Annotated in this window: 15 protein-coding genes; 6 read left to right on the top strand and 9 right to left on the bottom strand. The window is 71.6% G+C overall.

Annotation, left to right across the window (positions count from 1 at the left end; all coding sequences use genetic code 11):
• Positions 1 to 93 precede the first annotated feature (93 nt).
• Positions 94 to 1,602 carry an LCP family protein gene (locus AB0B90_RS09380; protein WP_362921866.1) on the top strand — a complete coding sequence of 503 codons (1,509 nt, stop codon included), beginning with the start codon at positions 94 to 96 and terminating at the stop codon, positions 1,600 to 1,602.
• Positions 1,603 to 1,782: 180 nt separating this feature from the next.
• Here AB0B90_RS09380 and AB0B90_RS09375 read toward each other — a convergent pair whose 3' ends face one another.
• Together AB0B90_RS09375 and AB0B90_RS09370 are read right to left on the bottom strand one after the other, a co-directional pair.
• Positions 1,783 to 2,796 (bottom strand): enolase C-terminal domain-like protein, encoded by a 1,014-nt coding sequence (locus AB0B90_RS09375; protein WP_350944170.1) that lies wholly within the window; start codon positions 2,794 to 2,796, stop codon positions 1,783 to 1,785.
• Positions 2,797 to 3,052: 256 nt separating this feature from the next.
• Positions 3,053 to 4,561 carry an MFS transporter gene (locus tag AB0B90_RS09370; RefSeq protein ID WP_362921864.1) on the bottom strand — a complete coding sequence of 503 codons (1,509 nt, stop codon included), beginning with the start codon at positions 4,559 to 4,561 and terminating at the stop codon, positions 3,053 to 3,055.
• A 277-nt stretch (positions 4,562 to 4,838) separates the two neighbouring features.
• Here AB0B90_RS09370 and AB0B90_RS09365 point away from each other — a divergent pair, with 277 nt between their 5' ends.
• Together AB0B90_RS09365 and AB0B90_RS09360 are read left to right on the top strand one after the other, a co-directional pair.
• The gene (locus AB0B90_RS09365; RefSeq protein ID WP_362921862.1) at positions 4,839 to 5,468 is read left to right on the top strand and encodes a TetR/AcrR family transcriptional regulator; all 630 of its coding nucleotides are present in this window, start codon (positions 4,839 to 4,841) and stop codon (positions 5,466 to 5,468) included.
• Position 5,469: 1 nt separating this feature from the next.
• Positions 5,470 to 5,910 carry a thioesterase family protein gene (locus tag AB0B90_RS09360; RefSeq protein ID WP_350944176.1) on the top strand — a complete coding sequence of 147 codons (441 nt, stop codon included), beginning with the start codon at positions 5,470 to 5,472 and terminating at the stop codon, positions 5,908 to 5,910.
• Between the two features lie 234 nt (positions 5,911 to 6,144).
• On the opposite strand, the gene AB0B90_RS09355 is transcribed toward AB0B90_RS09360, so the two are convergent.
• From AB0B90_RS09355 to AB0B90_RS09335, 5 genes are all read right to left on the bottom strand, one after another.
• Entirely contained in the window at positions 6,145 to 7,296 is a 1,152-nt protein-coding gene (locus tag AB0B90_RS09355; protein WP_350944177.1) for a VWA domain-containing protein, read from the bottom strand.
• Positions 7,289 to 9,898 (bottom strand): DUF5682 family protein, encoded by a 2,610-nt coding sequence (locus AB0B90_RS09350; RefSeq protein WP_362921860.1) that lies wholly within the window; start codon positions 9,896 to 9,898, stop codon positions 7,289 to 7,291. The genes AB0B90_RS09355 and AB0B90_RS09350 overlap by 8 nt, the downstream gene beginning before the upstream one ends.
• A 180-nt stretch (positions 9,899 to 10,078) precedes the next feature.
• Complete coding sequence (locus AB0B90_RS09345; protein WP_362921858.1) at positions 10,079 to 11,146, bottom strand: AAA family ATPase; 1,068 nt, start codon at positions 11,144 to 11,146, stop codon at positions 10,079 to 10,081.
• Positions 11,146 to 12,558, bottom strand: a complete 1,413-nt coding sequence (locus AB0B90_RS09340; RefSeq protein ID WP_350944183.1) for a DUF5691 domain-containing protein — start codon at positions 12,556 to 12,558, stop codon at positions 11,146 to 11,148. Before AB0B90_RS09340 ends, AB0B90_RS09345 begins: the two co-directional genes overlap by 1 nt.
• On the bottom strand, positions 12,555 to 14,060 hold the full coding sequence (locus AB0B90_RS09335; RefSeq protein WP_362921856.1) for an SWIM zinc finger family protein: 1,506 nt from the start codon (positions 14,058 to 14,060) through the stop codon (positions 12,555 to 12,557). Before AB0B90_RS09335 ends, AB0B90_RS09340 begins: the two co-directional genes overlap by 4 nt.
• Before the next feature lie 164 nt (positions 14,061 to 14,224).
• Between AB0B90_RS09335 and AB0B90_RS09330 the strand changes: the two genes are divergently transcribed.
• Both AB0B90_RS09330 and AB0B90_RS09325 read left to right on the top strand, forming a co-directional pair.
• Positions 14,225 to 14,656: a cupin domain-containing protein gene (locus tag AB0B90_RS09330; protein WP_350944187.1), complete on the top strand. Its 432-nt coding sequence runs from the start codon at positions 14,225 to 14,227 to the stop codon at positions 14,654 to 14,656.
• A 262-nt stretch (positions 14,657 to 14,918) separates the two neighbouring features.
• Positions 14,919 to 16,460 carry an aldehyde dehydrogenase family protein gene (locus AB0B90_RS09325; protein WP_362921853.1) on the top strand — a complete coding sequence of 514 codons (1,542 nt, stop codon included), beginning with the start codon at positions 14,919 to 14,921 and terminating at the stop codon, positions 16,458 to 16,460.
• Positions 16,461 to 16,466: 6 nt separating this feature from the next.
• Here AB0B90_RS09325 and AB0B90_RS09320 read toward each other — a convergent pair whose 3' ends face one another.
• Both AB0B90_RS09320 and tnpA read right to left on the bottom strand, forming a co-directional pair.
• Positions 16,467 to 16,898, bottom strand: coding sequence for a hypothetical protein (locus tag AB0B90_RS09320; protein WP_350944190.1), 432 nt, complete (start codon positions 16,896 to 16,898; stop codon positions 16,467 to 16,469).
• Positions 16,899 to 17,152: 254 nt separating this feature from the next.
• Positions 17,153 to 17,581 carry an IS200/IS605 family transposase gene (gene tnpA, locus AB0B90_RS09315; RefSeq protein WP_362921851.1) on the bottom strand — a complete coding sequence of 143 codons (429 nt, stop codon included), beginning with the start codon at positions 17,579 to 17,581 and terminating at the stop codon, positions 17,153 to 17,155.
• 23 nt (positions 17,582 to 17,604) lie between these two features.
• On the opposite strand from tnpA, the gene AB0B90_RS09310 reads away from it, so the two are divergent.
• Positions 17,605 to 18,933 (top strand): transposase, encoded by a 1,329-nt coding sequence (locus tag AB0B90_RS09310; RefSeq protein ID WP_362921849.1) that lies wholly within the window; start codon positions 17,605 to 17,607, stop codon positions 18,931 to 18,933.
• The last annotated feature ends 408 nt before the right edge of the window (positions 18,934 to 19,341 follow it).

Genomic DNA, 19,341 nt, shown 5'->3' with positions numbered 1-19,341 from the left:
TCCCGGTTTGTTCACCCGTTTGTCGCCCGCGGCCTGGTTTCGCCCCCCTACCATCTCCCCTGCGGCGGTCAAGCGCGAGGAAACGGGGAGCAATTGCGGGACAGATCAAAGCCGCCCGGCGTCGGTGCGGTCATCGGCTGGACGGCACTGGCCGCCGTCGCCCCGGGCGCCGCGCATCTGCGTGCCGGATGGCGCAGGACGGGACTGGCGATCCTGTGCGCGTACGCGGCGCTGTTGCTGGCCCTGCTCTGGGTCGCGCTCACCTCCGACCTCGCCGACCTCGCCGGGCAGCTGGTCGCCTCCTCCTGGCTGACCGTCGTCACAGTGGCCTCCCTCGCGCTCGGCGTCGCCTGGTTCACGCTGATCGTGCACTCGTTCGTGGTGATGAACCCCGGCACGCTGCCCAGTACAGGACAGGCGATCGCCGGAGGCGTGGCGGGGACGCTCGCGGTGGCCGTACTCCTGCCGTTCGGCCTGGTCGGGCAGTACGCGGCGGTCTCGCAGTCGGCACTGGACGACGTCTTCAACGCCCCGTCCACACCGCGTCCCGCGAGCGACGGGGACGGCCGCGAGGAGGACCCCTGGGCGGGCCGCGACCGGGTGAACATCCTGCTGCTCGGAGGCGACGCCGACACCCACCGGGTGGGCGTGCGGACCGACAGCATCAACGTGGCCAGCATCGACGTCAAGTCCGGCAACACCGTGCTGCTCAGCCTGCCGCGCAACCTGGAGAACGTCCGCTTCGTCCCCGGCTCCCCCATGGCGAAACGCTTTCCCGACGGGTTCCGGCTCCCGGCCAACCCCGACGGCTCGCGCGAGGACCTGCTCTTCGCGGTCTGGGAGTACGCCGACTCGCATCCGGAGATCTTCGGGGGCCGTAAGAACCAGGGCACCAAGACGCTCGTCGACACGGTCGGCTACACGCTCGGGCTGAAGATCGACTGGTACGCCCTGGTCAACATGTGGGGGTTCGCCCGGCTGATCGACGCGATCGGAGGCGTGACGCTCACCGTTCCCCAGGACGTGGTCTTCGGCAAGTACGACGAGGGCCTGGTCAAGGCCGGAACCCGCAAACTGCGCGGCGCCGACGCGATGTGGTTCGCCCGCTCGCGCACCAACAGCGACGACTACACCCGGATGGGACGCCAGCGCTGCGTGCTGGGCGCGCTGCTCTCCCAGTCGGACCCGGCGACCGTACTGTCCAGGTTCAACCAGGTCGCGCTCGCCACCAAGGAACTGCTGCGGACCGACATCCCGCGCCCGATGCTGGAGCACCTCGTGCCGCTGGCGCTGAAGGTCAAGAACGCGAAGGTGACCAGCGTCCAGTTCGTCCCACCGCTGATCAACACCGGCTACCCCGACTGGACCAAGATCCGCACGGTCACCGCCAAGGCTCTGCGCGCCTCGGTCGTCACCCGGCGCCCTCTCACCGCCACCGCGGCCCCCGGCGCCACCCCGAAGGCCACCACCGAGCGAGGGCCCACCCGCACCCCCCAGGCTGCGGCTGAGCAAGGGCCCACCCGCACGCCCCTCCCGGGAACGAGCGCCACGGCGAAACCGGACCCGACCACTCCCAAGGGCATCACCGAAGGCTGCGGCTGAGCGAGGGCCACCCGTCTCAGGACGACGGCTCTCCTGGCGACGGTCCTCAGGACGACGGCCGAAGCGCGACCGGGTTCCCCGGACAGGCCGGGGCGCGGTCGACCTCCCGCACGATCCGTCACCGGGCCCTCGGCCACCACATGGCGGGCCGGCGCTCCGGCTTTCACGCCGGGGAGCGCGTCAAGCCAGGTACGACTCCTTGGACAGGCGACGGACCCGGTCCTCGTCGATGCGGTGCCCCAGCCCCACCTGGGTGAGCGGCACGGCCACCACGCCGCCCGACGCGCCGACCGGCGGGTCGACGATCTGCGCGCTGCGCGGCGGCTCGGCCACGTCGCAGGGCAGGTCGCAGCCGGGCAGGCTGGCCGCGGCGACGGTGGCCGCACGGGCCAGCCCGGTGCCCTTTCCTCCAGCGCAGGCGATCTCCCATCCGGCGCGCACCGCGCGGTCGTGCACCCGCCGCACCTCGCGCAGGGAGCCGAGGGCCGCGGGACGGAGCAGCAGCGCCCGGCCCGCCCTCGCGGTGACCGCCTCGTCCAGCTCTTCGGCCGAGGAGACCTCCAGCAGCACCGGGGCGGCGACGCGCTCCTGCAGGTCCGCGTGGTCACCGAGACTCGCGAGACCGGCGAAGGGGCGCTCGATGACGGAGAGCGTGTAGGCGTCCAGCGCCTCGAGGGCGCCGATGTCGGTGTAGGCGCCACGGGCGTCCACGCCGATGCCCAGCGCCGGGTACGCCTGACGGACGGCGCGCAGCGGCTCGATGTCCCAGCCCGGGTGAACGTCCAGGGTGACGTGGGCGTACCCGGCGCAGACGTGCCGGTTCACCCGCGCGACCAGGCTCTCCAGGTTGCGCTCCGCGCCGATCCTGACGGTGGCCATGAGCGAGGTGCGGGTGCCGCCCAGCGCGTGGGCGAGCGGCACCCCGCGCATCTTCGCCCACAGATCCCAGCAGGCCATGTCGGCGGCCGACCCTCCGGGAATCGAGCCCAGCTCGTCGGGATGCTCCCAGTCGACGCCGATCAGCGCCTGCGCGAGCCCTTCCTCCAGCGCGACCCAGGTCTTGGGGTCGGCGTCGACGACCTCGCCCCACCCGGTCATCCCGCCATAGTCGGTGAGCCGGACGAGGATGCTCTCCGGCCGCCTGCCGTACGGCAGTATCAGCCGGAACACCTCGAGCTCACGGATACGCGGCATGGACCCCTCGATCTCTCCGAGCCCGAACGACCTCGGACTCCGGCGACTTTCCGTGCCCGGAGAAGCCGGGCCAGGAAACACGAATCCCGCCCGAAGGCGGGACTCCCCCCTCAACACCACGAAGAACGGCGTTCTTCCCATGGTGCCACGGCGTCCGGTGAACGCCTCCGGCGCGAAGGGGGATTCGGTGGAGAGTCCCCCTTCCACCTGAGGTCTCGGACGCGCAGGGGGTTCGGAGCGCATAGACGAGCAGGTCTCATGTCCTGGGCAGGACCCGGCCGGCGACGAGTGCCCCGGTGGCCGCCATCAGCGCCGTCAGCCAGAAACAGAGCACGTAGACGGCGACCGAGGCGCCCAGGGCCGCGAGGAGCGCCCCGGTGATCGCTACCGCGACGACCGTGTAGACCGACTCGGCGACACCGAGCGACGCGCTGTTCTCCCCCTCCTGCCCCGGGGGCGACAGCTCCAGGACGAGCACGGAAAGCGTCGGGTAGACGATGCCTATACCGAAGCCCAGGATGATCTCGCCGAGGAAGGCGGTGGCGACCGGGACGACGGCGAAGACGGTCAGGCCCATCAGCGCGAGGCCCGCGGCGATCATCACCGAGCCGGAACGCAGCACCACAACCCGGTCGAACCGCTTGCGGCCCACCAGCCAGGACCCGAACGACCAGCTCAGCGCACCGCCGGTCAGGGTGAGCCCGGCCATCGTCAGCGACAGGCCACGCTCCTGGTTCAGCATCAGTGGCAGGAACGCCTCACCGCCGATGGCCGCGCCCGCCGCGATCCCGCGCAGGGAGATCACCGAGGGCAGCCCACGGGCCGCGCGCAGGGTTCCCGGGGGGAGCAGCCGGGGCAGCGCCGCGATCAACGTGGCCAGGCCGGCGGCGAGCAGGACGAACCCGGTGCCGCGCGCCGCGCCGCCGGCCTCCGTGAGCGCCGACGCGCCGTACTGTATGAGCGCCGCCCCTGCCGCGACGAGCAGCGCCCAGCCCAGCCGGCGCGTGATCGAGGACCGGGCGCCGGACGGCCGCTTCGTCACCTCTCCTTCACCCGTCCCTGACACCGCCGCACCCGCGCCGGCCTCCGGAACCGGCTCCATCACCGCCCCCGCCCCTGGTCCCGCTGACACCGGCACCGGTTCCGTCTCGGCCTTCTCCGGCTTCGCCATCGGCGCGGAGGCCAGCCCGCGCCAGAGCAGCAGCGCCGCCGGGAGGAGGATCCCCGTCACGCCGATGAAGACCCAGCGCCAGCCCACGTTCTCCACCACGATGCCGGTGATCACCGGTCCCACCATGGAGGGCACCACCCAGGCCGTCGCGAAGATCGAGAACACCCGGGGATGAAGCTCCGCCGGGTAGGACCGCGAGACCAGCACGTACATCGAGACCTGCAGGATGCCCGCGCCGAATCCCTGTACGAACCGGCCCACGATGAACGCGTCCATCGTCGGCGCCGCCCCGGCGACGACCAGCCCGACGGCGAAGATCGCCACCCCGGTCCACAACGGCGCGACCGGCCCTTTGCGATCCCCCCACCACCCGCCCAGCACCGTCGCGACCACCCCGGCCGCCAGCGCCCCGCTGAACGCCAGCCCGTACAGCGCGTGACCGTCCAGCTCGTCGGCCACGACCGGCATCGCGGTGGCCACCGCGAGATACTCGAAGGCGGCCAGGAAGATGAGGGCCACCATCCCGACCGTGAGAGCGCGGTGGCTCCGGGCGAATATCCCGGCGGGAGGCTTGTCGGTCATCACGGTGGTCATGGGGTCGACGGTACGGCCACCGCGCGGCGGCACGCATCGGCCCCCGGATCAGCCCTTGGTCGTAGGACCGGTGTCCACCGACGCGGGAGGCCGGGCTCGGGGCATCCATACCGTTTCACGGTGATTCCGGCCGACGCCCACGACGCGGGAGGCCAAGCCCAGCGGAAGCGGCGAAGCGGCGAAGCGGCGAAGCGGCGAAGCGGCGAAGCGGCGAAGCGGCGAAGCGGCGAAGAATATTAACGACCGTTCGGTCATATTGTTTGCTAGGGTTCCAGACATGATCGACGGACGACTCCAGCGCGGAGAGCGCACTCGCCGGACGGTCCTCGACGCCGCCGTCCGGCTCGCCTCGGTCGAAGGGCTCGACGGCCTGTCACTCGCCCGGCTGACCGCGACACTCGGCGTGAGCAAGTCCGGACTTTTCACTCATTGGCCCGACAAACAATCGCTTCAACTCGCGATCGTGGAACACGCCAGAAAACAGTGGACCGAGCACATCGTCGAGCCCGCCCTGCGCGGCCCTCGGGGGGTGCGCAGGCTGTGGACCCTGCACGAGCGCCGCATCGACTTCTACCGCGCGGGACACCTGCCCGGCGGCTGCTTCTTCGGCACCGTCGACGGCGAGTTCGACGACCGCCCCGGCCCGGTCCACGACGCCGTCGCCGACGCCGTCGGCAGCTGGATGAACCTGCTGACCCGGCTCAGCGAGCTCGCGATCGAGCTGGGCGAGCTGCGGCCCGGCACCGACCCCGCCCAGCTCGCCTTCGAGATCGAGGCACTCGGCTCGGTCGTGGTCGTCCACACCCACCTGCTCAAACGCGAGCACAGCTACCGGTTCGCGCGCACGGCCGTCCTCGAACGGCTCCGTTCCCTCTCGACCGACCCCTGCGTCCTCCCGGAGACCTGACATGACGACCGTCCTGCGGAGCGGGCACATCCAGCCCGTCCAGATCCACTTCGACGACCTCGACGCGATGGGCGTCGTCCACAACGCTCGCTACGTCCTGCTTCTCGAGCGGGCACTGTCCGACTACTGGGCCGAGCGAGGGTGGCCGTTCGACCCCGCCCGGTCGCACTTCGCCGAGATCTTCTTCGTGGTACGTGAGTTCTCCATCACCTACCACACGCCGATCAACACCGTGGGCGAGGCCGCGGTGCACTTCTGGCTGGAACGCCTGGGCACCACCAGCGTGGTGTACGGCTTCCGTGTGCTGTCGGCCGACCACACCGTCGTGCACGCCGAGGGCCGCCGGGTCCAGGTCAGGCTCGACCCGGCCACGCTGCGACCGAGCCCGATGAGCGAGCACCTGCGCGACTCCCTCAAGCAACTGCTCGCCCTCACGCCCTGACCGCGCCACGAGCCGGCCCGGGCGCCGCACGTTCCGGCCGCGCCACAATCCGGTCCGCCTCCCTCACGCCGCGGACCGCGCCACGACCCGGTTCAGGTCCCTCGGACCACCGACCGTGCCACGGTCCGGTTCAGCTCCAGGCCACGGACCGCGCACGGCGAGCCGGGGCCGTCGTCCCCTGACGTCCCGGTGAGGGCGGGCCCCCGTGGCCCTACCGCCCTCACCGGGACGGGATCAGGTGGCGGTGCGCTCCAGCCTGCGCTCGGCCCACTGGCCGATGTCGCGGCGCTCGATCGCCGCGGCCATCAGGTCGGGGAAGGCGTCGGGAGTGCAGGCGAAGGCGGGCACCCCCATCGCCGCGAGCGCCGCGGCGTTGTCGTGGTCGTAGAAGGGCGCCCCCTCGTCCGAGAGCGCGAGCAACACGATCACCTGGACACCGGACGCGGTCATCTGGGCGACCCTGCGGAGCATCTCCTCCCGTACGCCGCCCTCGTAGAGGTCGCTGATCAGAATGAAGATCGAGTCGTTGGGCCGGGTGATGAGCCCCTGGCTGTAGGCGATGGCCCGGTTGATGTCGGTGCCGCCGCCGAGCTGGGTGCCGAACAGCAGCTCCACCGGGTCGTGGAGCTGGTCGGTGAGATCGACGACCGCCGTGTCGAAGACGACCAGCGAGGTCCTCAGCGAACTCATCGAGGCGAGCACCGCTCCGAAGACGCTCGAATAGACGACGGAGGCGGCCATCGACCCGCTCTGGTCGATGCAGAGCACGACCTCGCGCTGGACCGCCCGCTGCCGCCTGCCGTACCCGACGAGCCTGGACGGGATCACCGTGTTGCGCTCGGGCAGGTAGTTCTTCAGGTTGGCCCGGATCGTGCGGTCCCAGTCGATGTCGGCGACCCGCTTGGGCCGGTGGGTCCTCGCCGACCGGTCCAGGGCGCCGGTCACCGCGGCCTTCGTCTTCTGCACCAGTTTCCGCTCCAGCTCGGAGACGACCTTGCGGACCAGAGCTCTGGCCGACTCGCGCGCCTTCTCCGGCATCACCCGGTTGAGCGAGAGGAGCGTGCCGACCATGTGGACGTCCGGCTCGACGGCTTCCAGCATCTCCGGCTCCATCAGCAGCCGGGTCAGGTTCAGCCGCTCGACGGCGTCCTTCTGCATGACCTGGACGACGGTCGAGGGGAAGTAGGAGCGGATGTCGCCCAGCCAGCGCGCCACCCTGGGCGCGGAGGCGCCGAGGCCACCGCTCCGCTCCGACCCCTCGCCGCCGCCGTTGTACAGGGCGGCCAGCGCGCCGTCCATCTGGGCGTCGGTACCGGTGAGCGAGCACCCTGTGCCGTCCGCGTCGCCGCCCAGGACCATTCGCCAGCGGCGGAGTCTCTCATCCATCGGCACTGCCCGTCCTTCCAGAGATCGCCGGTCCCAGAATCGTCAGCACGGTCCGCACGGCCGCCGCCGCGCGTTCCTCGTCGAAGTCCTCCGCGTCCGGCGCGAGGTCGCCGCTGCCCGTGCCCAGGGAGCGGACGCGCGAGCCGATCGAGCGCCGCTCCGGGGCGGCGAAGGCGCCGAACGTCCTGCGGAGCAGGGGGAGCACGTCGACGAAGGTCTCGGGGGCGAGCCCGGTGAGCCACTCGTCGATCAGCCCGAGCAGCCGGGGGTCGTGCACGAGCAGCAGCCCGCCCCCCGACAGGAATCCCTCGATCCAGGCGGCCGCCCTGGCCGGCGGGTGTCCCGCCGACATCGCCCGCGACATCCGCCGTCCGACCTCGGCCGTGTCGAGGTCGGCGGCGTCCAGCAGGATCCTGGTGAGCCGTCCCTCGATGAGCCCGTGCAGGTCGGTGCGGCCGCAGGCCCCGCGCAGTGCCACCAGCCACCGCTCCCGCGGCGCCTCCTCTCCGACCTTTCCTGACTCCCCGGAACCCCCCTCGGGAGCGTGGGCGCCGTCCGGGTCGGTGGGGCCGGTGTCGAGCAGGGCGACGGCGGCGTGGACGGCGTCGATGTGCCGGATCAGGTCGCGGGCGGCGTCGTCGTCGAGACCGGTGACGGCGCCACCCAGGCCGACGCAGATCCTGGTGAGCATCGCCTCCACGATGGTGGCCAGGCCGGTGGCCGGGGTGCCGCGCACGTCGCCGTAGCGCTGGGCGCGGACCATCGCCGGGAGCGCGTCCATCAGGTGCGTGACGTCGTTGTCGAGAGCGGCCCGCGCCGAGAGGGCGTCGAGCACGTACGGCAGCGCTTCCGGCAGGTCGGCGACGAGGCAGCGCTCCACCAGGCCGGTGAGCCCGGCCAGCGTCACACCGCCGGTCCCGCCCCGCCCGCCACCTCCCGGACCGGCCGCGCCGCCGGAAGCACCGTCCCGGGAGACCGTGCCGGGCGCTCCTCCCCCGTCGGCGAGGTCTCGGACCCGCGCGGCGGCGGCGGCCGGGACGGTCGTGCCCCAGGAACTCGCCTCGATCAGGTCGATGTCGAACTCGGGCCGCCAGGCGAGCGACCACGACTCGCGGAAGGTGCCCTTGCCCCGGCTCTCCTGGGGGGTGCCCCAGCCGACGCCGAGCAGTCGCAGCCGGTGCAGCAGCCTGCTGCGCTCCAGGTCGAGCGGTTTGCGCAGGTCGAGGTCGTACTCCCGATCGAGCGCCTCGGGCTTGAGCCTCACTCGCCGCTGCTCCTCGCGCAGGTGACGCTGGAGAGGGACCATCGGGGTGTCGTCGGGCACCTGGCCGAGCCGCTCCCCGACGACCATACGCCGCTGGATCAGCTCGACCGGCAGGTCGTCGCCCTCGCACAGCACCGCCCTGACCGCCTCGGTGACCTCGGCCAGCCCGGCCAGCGGCCGTCCCCTGAGCACGGCCAGGCTTTCCGCGAGCCGGACCGCCTCGATGACGTGCGCGGAGGAGACCGGCAGGTCCTCCTCGCGGAGCACTCCGGCCGCCGCCGTCAGCCACCGCTCGACCGGCCGGTCGGGGGAGGCGAACAGGTGGTCGTACCAGCCGGGGGAGGTCACTCCCGCGCCGTACCCGCTCCAGGCGGCCAGCCGCCCGTACGTCCACGGCACCCAGGTCATCTCGGCCTTGACCTTGGGCAGTCCTCTGAGCAGCGCGTCGTCGGCCTTCGCCGTGGGCAGCCCGGCTCCCCAGGGCGCGCCCTCGCGCGACGTGCCCGCCAGCGCGGGGACGTGCCAGGCCCCGCAGACCACGGCGATCCGCTCGAACCCGTCTTTCACCGCCCTGCGGATCGTGCGCCGCATGAATGCCTCGCGCCGCGCCTCGTACGCGTCGGCGACGTGCCCCTCGCGGACGGCCTCCATCGCCTCGGCGATCATATGGAACGGGGTGTCGCCGCGGTGCTCGACCGCGTCCTCCCACCACCGCTCCGGGTCGTCGTACCCGGCGGCGCGGGCGAGAGTGCCGATCGGATCGATCCGTACGGACTCCGGGGCGGCGTCGTCCGCCCCGCCGTCCGTGTCGCCGTCCGTGTCGCCGTCCGTGTCGCCGTCCGTGTCGCCGTCCGTGTCGCCGTCCGTGTCGCCGTCCGTGTCGCCGTCCGTGTCGCCGTCGTGGGCCGCTTCGTCCCGGGTGTCGGGGGCCTTGTCGTCCGGTCCTCCCGCTCCGGTGTCCTCCGGTGCCTCCTGCCGCCTGCGCTCCCCCGGCCCGGCGCCCTCGGGCTCGCCGGGACGGGAGGCGAGGCCGTGCACGGCCGGCAGGTCGCAGAAGCGGACCGGGATGTCCGCCGCGACGGCGTGGCGGATGGCCTGCCACTCGGGGGAGAACACCGCGAACGGCCAGAACGCGGCCCTGGACGGCTCACCCGGTACGTGGGCGAGCAACGCGACCGGCGGCCGCAGGTCGGGATCACGGGCCAGCCTGACCAGCTCGTCCGCCTCGGGCGGACCCTCGATGAGAACGACGTCCGGCTTGAGGCGTTCGAGCTCGTCGCGCAGGGACCGCGCCGACCCCGGGCCGTGGTGCCGGATTCCCAGCACGGAGACGCTCATCGGCGTCCCCCGCCCACCCGGGGAGGAAGCGTGACCGGCGGCACCGACGACATGTAAACCGGGAGGGCGAAGACCTGTGAGAGGGTGACCGGACGCGCGAAGACCGGCGGCACGGAGACAGGAACCAGGGGGGCCGAGAACGCGGAGACCGGGAAGGCGCCCGTCTCGGGGGCCACCGCCTCAGCCCGCGTCACGGCAGGCCCGGTAGAAGTCGCGCCAGTCCTGACGCTCGCGCACCACGGTCTCCAGGTATTCACGCCAGACGACGCGGTCGGAGACCGGGTCCTGGATCACGGCGCCGACGATGCCAGAGGCCACGTCGGAAGCACGGAGCACCCCGTCGCCGAAGTGCGCGGCCAGGGCGATGCCGTTGGTGAGGACGGAGATGGCCTCGGCGGTGCTGAGCGTTCCGCTGGGGGACTTGACCTTGGTGCGGCCGTCCTCGGTGACCCCGGTGCGCAGTTCCCTGAAGACCGTGACCACGCGGCGGATCTCCTCCAGGCCGGTGAGGGTCTCGGGCAACTCCAGGGAACGGCCGAGCTGGCCGACCCGCCGGGAGACGATGTCCACCTCCTCCTCGGCGGTGGCGGGGACCGGCAGCACGACGGTGTTGAACCTGCGGCGCAGCGCGCTCGACAGGTCGTTGACGCCCCGGTCGCGGTCGTTCGCGGTGGCGATGATGTTGAAACCACGCGCGGCCTGGACCTCCCGGTTGAGCTCGGGGATCGGCAGCGTCTTCTCCGACAGGACGGTGATCAGCGCGTCCTGGACGTCGGAGGGCATGCGGGTCAGCTCCTCCACGCGGGCGAGCCGCCCCTCGGCCATCGCCCGCATCACCGGGCTCGGCGTGAGCGCCTCCATGGACGGGCCCTCGGCGAGCAGCCTGGCGTAGTTCCAGCCGTAGCGGACGGCCTCCTCCGCGGTGCCCGCCGTCCCCTGCACCAGGAGGGTGGAGTCGCCGCTGATCGCGGCGGCCAGGTGCTCGGACAGCCAGGTCTTGGCGGTGCCGGGCACGCCGAGCAGCAGCAGCGCGCGGTCGGTGGCGAGCGTCGCCACGGCCACCTCGACGATGCGCCGCGGCCCGATGTACTTGGGGGTGATCTGGTCGCCGTCGCCCAGGACGTAGGCGGTCACCGCCCAGGGCGACAGCTTCCAGCCCGGCGGACGGGTGCGATCGTCGCCCTTGGCCAGGATCGCCAGCTCCTCGGCGTACTGGTCTTCGGCGTGGGCCCGCAGAACCGTTGTCACTATCTGAGCTCCTTCAACATGTCGTCACGGAAACGCAGGAGGGCGGCGACCTCCTGGATGGGGGGCTCCGGCGAGAGGCGCCCGGCCATGTCGTGCAGGGTGGGGTCGACGCGTTCGCCGGCGAGTCTGGCCAGCTCCCCGAGGTTCCACGGCTGGGTGCCGGAAACGTCGATGATCTTCTGGAGGACGGCCGTGGCCAGGACGGGCCCCCAGGGGGCCGCGGCCCCGCCGAGGACCATGATCAGCTGACCGTCCAGGCCGTGCCGCCGGACGAAGTCGGCCGCGACGATCTCCTGCTTGTCGCGGGGCAGCGCGGCCAGCAGATCGGCGAGCGGATCCCAGGCGAAGAGCTCCAGCGCCCACTCCGGGTCGCCCTGGATGACGGAGGCCCTGACCCAACCGGCCATGAGCTCCCGACCCCAGTCGACGATCTTCATTCGGACCAGGTCGCGGGGCGGTCGTCCGAGCAGCCGAGGCCAGACGCCGAGCGGGGTGCGGGCCACGGCCTGCTGCAGCCACCAGCTCCGCTCACCGGTCCCCCGGGGCGGTTTCGCCCGGATGCCGTCGCGCTCCATGGTGCTGTCGCAGGCCACCGGCGGGGTGACGTGGATCTCGCCGCCGGAGACGGTGACGTAGCGGGCGACCCGCTCGGCCATGCGCAGGGCCAGGCGCGATCCGGGGAGCCGGGTGAGCAGGTCGGCGGCCTGGTTGCGGACCTCACGGCGGCGGTCGTCGAGCGCGGCCTCCAGGAACGGCTCGTCGTCGGGCGAGAGCCCGGTGACGAGAACCTCCAGGAACGCCGCCCTGTCCTCGGCGGTCTCCTTCTCCCAGCCGGCGGCGAGCAGCTCTCTCGCTCTCGCCGGGTCGGTCGCCCGCAGCGCTCCCAGATGGACGCGGCGGTCACCGAAGGTGCCGAACTCCCATATCTCGGAGACCTCGTCGGAGCCGGTGGTGGCGGCTCCGGTGACCTCCTCCAGCAGGAAGGCCCACGCCGGGTTCAACCCGGCCAGCCAGCGTCCGCGGTTTCCCGCGAGGACGCCGAGGTGCGGGCGGATCGACCGGTCCTTGGCCGCGTGGTCGAGAAGCTCGGGCAGCAGGTGCGGCGAGAGGCGGTATCCGCGCGCGGCCGCGGTCTCCAGCCACTCGGTGAGCAGCCTCGGCTGCTCACCGCCGAGGATGCGGGAGAGCCGCTCCCCCGCGGCGCGCGAGACCGCGGGCTGCTCCTCGGGCGCCGCGACGGCCGACGGCTCGCCCGCGGCGACCGGCCGCCGTCCCGCGCGCATCCGCAGCGTGTGCACGGCCGCGCGACCGAGCAGCTCGACCTCGCTCGCCTCCTGACCCGGCAGAGGGCGCCGGTCGGTCCCGACGAGCGCGGTGGACACCAGGTCCTCCCATTCGGCGGAGGTGCTCACAGGACGATCACCCTGCCTTCCTCGTCCCAGGTCGTGAGAGGGCGCAGCCCTCTCGGGGTCCATTCGGCGGCGACGGTCAGCGGGTGTCCGCCGGAGGTGGCGACCAGCCGCCACGGGGTGCCCGCGGACGGATGGAGCGGCAGACCGCCGGAGGGCCCGGCCAGCAGCCGCGAACCGCTGCCCGCGGGGGTCACCCCCTCCAGCACGAGCGGCCAGGAGTCGAGCCAGGGGTCGCCCGCGAGGGCCTCGGCCACCTCGTCGAGAGCCTGCTCGACGGTGAGGCCTGGCGGCGGCCCCGCCATGGCGCCCCGGTCACGGGCGACGTCATGAGGGGCGGGACCGTCACGAACGTCGCCATGACGACCGGGATCGCGGTGGGCGAGGTCATCGTGAGCGGGATCGCGGTGGGCGGGATCATGGCGAACGGTGTCGTGACGGGCGGTGTCGTGACGGGCGGCGACCACCGCGCGCAGCGGAGCGGAGCCGGGATAGAACGCCAGGTCGGCGTCGATGGTCGTGCCGGTGACGAGTGAGGCGTCGAGGGCCTGCCCGACCGGGGCGAACGAGAGCACCAGCGCCGCCCGGCCCGTCGCGCGCCCGCGAAGCCAGACCCGGCGCGCGATCAGCCGGTCGTGCTCCTCGTCGCGCCGTCCCAGCACGTCCCACAGGTCGCGCACGGTGCCGCGGGCGAGCACCTCCTCCTTCGTCATCGGGAAGCCGATCCGGTCGCGCACTTTTTCGAGAAGCCCCACGGGAGCCGCTTCCCCGCGCACCGCCTCGCCGTCCAGCGCGTCGGAACGGATCTCGGAGCCGCCGCCCACCCGGAGGGGAAGGCTGCGATGGGCCACGCAGAGCAGGTGCAGCAGCGCGTACTCGCTGAGGAGACGTGCGGGCCAGTCGTCGCCGTCCAGCGCGGCACCGAGGCGCGACAGCGAACCCGCGACGCCGGGCGCCTGGGCGTCGATCAGGCGTTTGACCAGTTCGTCCCACTGATCGTGGCGCCGCGACTTCGCGATGCCCTGCCTGACCTGGTCGGCGAGCCAGCGCTCCAGATCCGACAGCCCCGCGGTCACCCGCTGCTCGCGCTGCGCGGCCCGGCGACCGTCCGCAGGACCGGGCTCGGCGGCCCTGGCCGCGCGGGCCGTCCCCGCCTCCGCCGCCTTGGCCGCGCGACCGCGCCGCCCTTCGAGCCACTCGGCCACCCAGTCGGCGGGCTCCTCGGCGGCCGGAACACCGTCCGCCGACCACAGCAGCAACAGACCGAGGGCGTGTTTGCAGGGAAACTTCCTGCTGGGGCAGTTGCACCGGTAGGCGGGCTCCGACAGGTCGACGCACGCCCGGTAGGGCTTGGAGCCGCTGCCCTTGCACTCGCCCCACACCGCGTCGGCGGTCACGCCGCATCCCGACCACTTGCCGGGGGAGGAAACGCCCTGGGCCGCTTTCTTGGACGAGGCGTCGGGCGCGAGCGCCAGCACCTGATCCCGGTTCCACCGTTCGATCACGGACCGAACCTAGCCAACCCCGCCGACAAATCCGGACCCGTCCGCGACGGCCGTCCCACAGCACGTCGAACGGAACCACACCCCTCAGGGAACCGCACCCCCAACGGCCGTCCCACAGCACGTCGAACAGAACCGCGTCCCCGGAAGTCCCTAGAATCGGTGCGATGACGACTCCTTCACGTCCTCCGCTCGCCGAGGCCCTCGACCTGCTGCCGCACCCCGAGGGCGGCTGGTTCCGGGAGACCTGGAAGACCTCCGTCGACCTCACCCCGCCCGGGTACGCCGGTGCGCGAGCCACCGCCACCGGGATCTACTTCCTGCTGGAGCCCGGTGAGGAGTCGCGCCCGCACGTGGTCACCTCCGACGAGGTGTGGTTCTGGCACCGGGGCGGCCCGCTGACCCTGATCCTCGGTGGCCACGAGGGCCAGCCCTCGGAGAGCGTGACCCTGGGGCCCAGGGTGGAGGACGGGCAGGTCCTCCAGGCCCTGGTGCCCGGCGGCACCTGGCAGGCCGCCCGTCCCACCGGCGACGAGGGCGTGCTGGTGAGCTGCGTCGTGTCACCGGGCTTCGACTTCGCCGACTTCCGCATGCTTTGACGGAATGCTTTGACGGAGGACGTGCTCGGCTCCGCCGCACGGCCGGGGTCGAGCTCCGCGTGGCCGGACGGGTCGCGTACGGGCCCCGCCGACCTTCCCGTGGCCGGAACGGGCCGCGTACGGGTTCCGCCGCCCTTCGCATGCTCCGATGGACGACAGGACGGACCGACGCGAGGAGATGACGCGAACGGCCTCCCGCCGAGGTGACGGGCTCCCGGATCGCGGGGAGAATGCGGTCAAGGTCCACACCGGGAGGTCAAAGATGACCAGCGAGATCGTCTCCGTCATCGGCGGAAAGGAAACGTCCAACGGCACGGCCTACGAGTCGGTCAACCCGGCTCGGGTGGACGAGGTGGTCGCGCGGGTCCGGCTGGCGGACGCGAGCACGTTCTCCTCCGCGTGCCGCACGGCCGCCGCCGCGCAACGGGAGTGGGCGCGGGTCCCCGCGCCCGTGCGGGGTCGGGTGATCGCCTCGATCGGACGCCTGGTGGAGGCGAACGCCGAGGAACTGGCCCGCCTCGTCACCCGCGAGATCGGCAAGCCGTACGCCGAGGCGCTGGGCGAGGTGCGCGAGATCGTCGACACGTGCGACTTCTTCCTCGGCGAGGGCAGACGGCTGTACGGGCAGACGGTCCCCTCGGAGATGCCGGACAAGAACCTGTTCACCTTCCGGGTCCCCGTTGGGGTGGCCGCGGTGATCACGGCGGGCAACTTCCCCGTGGCGGTGCCGTCGTGGTATCTGGTCCCGGCCCTGCTGTGCGGCAACGCGGTGGTGTGGAAGCCCGCCGAGTACGCGGCGGCCTCCGCGCACGCGCTCTACCGGCTGTTCGTCGCGGCGGGGCTGCCCGACGGCGTGCTGAACCTGGTTCTCGCCGACGGCGCCGCGACGTTCGAGGGGTTGGCGGCGGCCCTGGCGGAGGGCACGGTGCACAAGGTCGGATTCACCGGCTCCACCGAGGTGGGCCGCCGTGTCGGCGAGCTGTGCGGGCGCCACCTGCAGTCTCCGTGCCTGGAGCTGGGCGGCAAGAACCCGATGGTGGTGATGCCCGACGCCGACCTCGACCTGGCCGTGGAGGGCGCGCTGTTCGCGGGCTTCGGCACCGCCGGGCAGCGGTGCACGTCGCTCGGCACGGTGATCGTGCACGAGAGCGTCCACGGGGATTTTCTCGGCCGGTACGCACGCGCCGTGGCCGGGGCCGCGATCGGCGACCCGGCGGGGGACGTGCTGTGCGGGCCGCTGCTCGACCAGAGGTTCGCCGCGCGCTACGAGGAGTATCTGGGCTGGATCCAGCCGCACCACGCGGTCGTCTCCGGCCCCATCGGCCGCATCACCTCGGACAACCCGCGCGGCGACTTCACCGGGGAAGGCGGTCTCTACTATCACCCGGTGATCGTGGACGGCGTCCGCCCCGGCGACCGGCTCTTCCTGGAGGAGACCTTCGGCCCCATCGTCGGCGTGACGTCTTTCGACACGCTGGACGAGGCCGTCGAGCTGGCCAATCTCCCCGGCTACGGGCTTTCCTCCTCCGTCTACACCACCGACCCGGCGTCGGTGTTCCGCTTCCGCGAGGGCATCGGCGCCGGCATGGTCAGTGTCAACAACTCCACCTCGGGCGCGGAGGCCCACCTGCCCTTCGGCGGCAACGGCAAGTCGGGCAACGGCAGCCGCCAGTCGGGCATGTGGGTCCTCGACCAGTTCACCCGCTGGCAGGCGATGAACTGGGACCACTCGGGCAGGCTCCAGAAGGCCCAGATGGACGTCGCCGAGATCGTCCCCGACCTGGACTTCCGCCTTCCGACCTGACCCCTTTCAGTGGTGGGTCACCACGTACTCGAACACCTCGAAGCCGGTGAAGAGCACGAACGCGACGGTGAGGAGGGCGTACAGCAGGACGGGCTGCGCCACGAGGCGACGCGGCCGGGGTACGGCGGGCGAGAGTCCGGGCTCGACGTCGGGAACGGGCGTGAGGTCGGGAACCACGGGGGACGTCGCCGAGGTCGGCTCGGCGGTGACGCGGGGGTGCGCGCTCGGAGGGAGGGCTCGGACGCCGTCGCAACCGCAGACGGGACAGCTCGCCCCCGACCAGGGCGGCTGGACCACGACGCCCGACCGCAGCCAGAGAACGGCATCGTGTCCGTGTCCGTCGCTCAGATGGCGGACGAGGTATTCCTCCTGCCACCGGTGCCCGCAGTGCGCGCACCCCAGCGGCCAGGTCTCGTGAGCACTGAATTCCTCGTGCACGAGGACCCCCTCAGTCGTGTCAACGAATATCCGTCCTGAGTGTGAACTCACTCCCTCGTCACAACAAGTGATGAAACAGTACGAAAACCGTTACGACCACATAGTGAGACTATTCTTCTTGAAATATGAGACTCCTGCTACGCTCCGAAGAGCGCGACGACAAGGGAGGGCTCCCATGACAGGCAAGGACGCCGTCTACCGGAATGCGGGCCGACGCTCCGCCCTTCAGGCCGAGGTGAAGGCCCGAGCGTGCCCTAAGCCGGAGGGTTCTGCTGTTCGATGTAGTGGTGCAGGACGCTGATCGGTGCGCCGCCCACTGACCCGGCGAAGTAGGAGCCAGACCAAAAGCGTCCGCCCCACAGGTATCGGCGGACGTGCGTCTCGTACTCCTTGCGCAGGAGTCGGGCCGAGACGCCCTTGAGGCTGTTGACCAGCTTTGAGAGCTGCACCTTGGGCGGGTAGTGCACCAGGAGGTGCACGTGATCGCCCCCGCCGTTGAACTCCTTCAGTTGCGCCTCGAAGTCCGCGCATACCTCCCGCATGATCTCCTCGCACCGGTTGAGCATGGCCTCGGTGAAGGCGCCGTGCCGGTACCTAGTAACGAAAACCAAATGGACATGAAGGGCATAGACGACGTGACGGCCCGTGCTTACGCCAGGATTTGAATTCCAGCGCGGTGACATAAACCAAACGATACGATGCCCGCATGGGACTCGGTGTGGAGCTTGGTGTGGAGCACCGGCGGTTCGGGCATCGTGCCCGGCTGGCGCTGACTGCCGCGCAGGTCCGGCTCATCGACGACCAGGCGCACGCGGCCCGCACGATGTGGAACCTGCTGCACGAGTGGTGGACGATGCTTTCGAAGGAGAAGCGTTCCCTGGCCGCGGCGGACGCCGCGATCCGCCAGGCCAGAAAAGACATCGACTGGCTCGCCGTCCTTCCCGCCCAGGCCGCCCAAGCGGTACTCAAGACCTACTTCCAGGCGTGGAAGAACTGCTGGGACGGCCGAGCCGACGCACCGACCTTCAAGGCCCGCTCGCGCACGGTGATGGGCGTGGACATTCCGCAGGGCCGAAACCTCCACATCCAGCGGGTGCACCGACGCTGGGGCATGGTGAACATCCCCAAGGTGGGCCGGATCCGGTTCCGCTGGACCAAAGACCTACCGGTCGGGAAGAAGGCCGACGCCGACAACCGGATCACCGGGGCGCGGCTGGTCAAGGACGCCCTCGGCTGGCACATCGCCTTTCGCGTCCAGACCCTCGAAACGAAACCCCAACCCCACACCGGTCCCGAAGTCGGCATCGACGCCGGAGTGAACATCCCCCTGGCCCTGTCCGACGGCGGCCATCGAAACCACGGCCGCCCTGCCCGGCTTGCGGACGGTAAGGCCGACCGGGACAAGTGGCTCAACGCCGAAGAGAAGACCAAACTGCTGCGGCTGCAACAGCGGGCCGCGCACCGCAAAAGCCTCCGCAAGCCCGGCGAGCACCCCTCCAACCGGCTGAAGCGAACGTATGACCAGATCGCGAGCCTGCGCGCGAGAGCCAAGCGCCGGGCCATCGACTGGCAGCATCAGACCACCACCGACCTCGCCCGCACCTACGGCGTGATCGTGGTGGAGCACCTGAACATCTCGAACATGGTCACCTCGGCCAAGGGCACGGTTGAGGAGCCGGGCACGAACGTCGCGCAGAAGTCCGGCCTGAACCGCTCCATCGGCCAGGAGGCATGGGGGCGCGCCGTGACGATGCTGACGTACAAGTGCGCCCGCAATGGCGGCGCCCTGTACAGGGTTCCCGCCCCCGGCACCTCCCGGCGCTGTTCAGCCTGTGGGTTCACCACGGCGGGCAGCCGGGAGTCCCAGGCTGTGTTCGTGTGCAAGAACGAAGGCTGCGGCTGGTCCGGCAACGCCGACCACAACGCCGCCCGAAACGTCTTGCACCTGTACCGGACGGGCCTCGCGCTCGTCCCGGCTGCCGGGAGGGCAGTCGTCAGGCGCGCTCGCCGCGTCAAGCCCGCCACCGCAAGGTAGGAGGGAATCTCCCGCCCTCCAGGCGGGAGAGCACTTCAAACGCACGGGCATCACGAGTCCGTGCTCAGGTCCCACAGGTGGCGTACGGCGGAGAACTCGGCGGCCTACCTTCTGCCCACCTGAGACCGGGCATGAGGCTGCTGGACGTGGGAATGCGTACAGCGCGGGCGTGGGCTCGCGAGGTCGCGGGAGTGGTGGCCGGGACGTGGTGGGCGTCGACCAGCACAGGCTGGAAGTTCATGCACTCAGTGAACGCCTGATTACAAGCACTGGCGGGGAGGATCCCTCCCCCTACCCCGCCGGGGAGGATCCCTCCCCACCCGCAGGGGGAAGGATCCTCCCCGTATCAGGCGGGGGTGAGCTTGAGCTTGCCCGTGAGGTGCTCCAGAGATTCCGCTGTCCGGAATG

Origin of the sequence: Streptosporangium sp. NPDC049078, from assembly GCF_040648855.1 — a bacterium.
Taxonomy (GTDB): Bacteria; Actinomycetota; Actinomycetes; order Streptosporangiales; family Streptosporangiaceae; genus Streptosporangium.
This window is presented reverse-complemented; position numbering and strand designations above follow the sequence as displayed.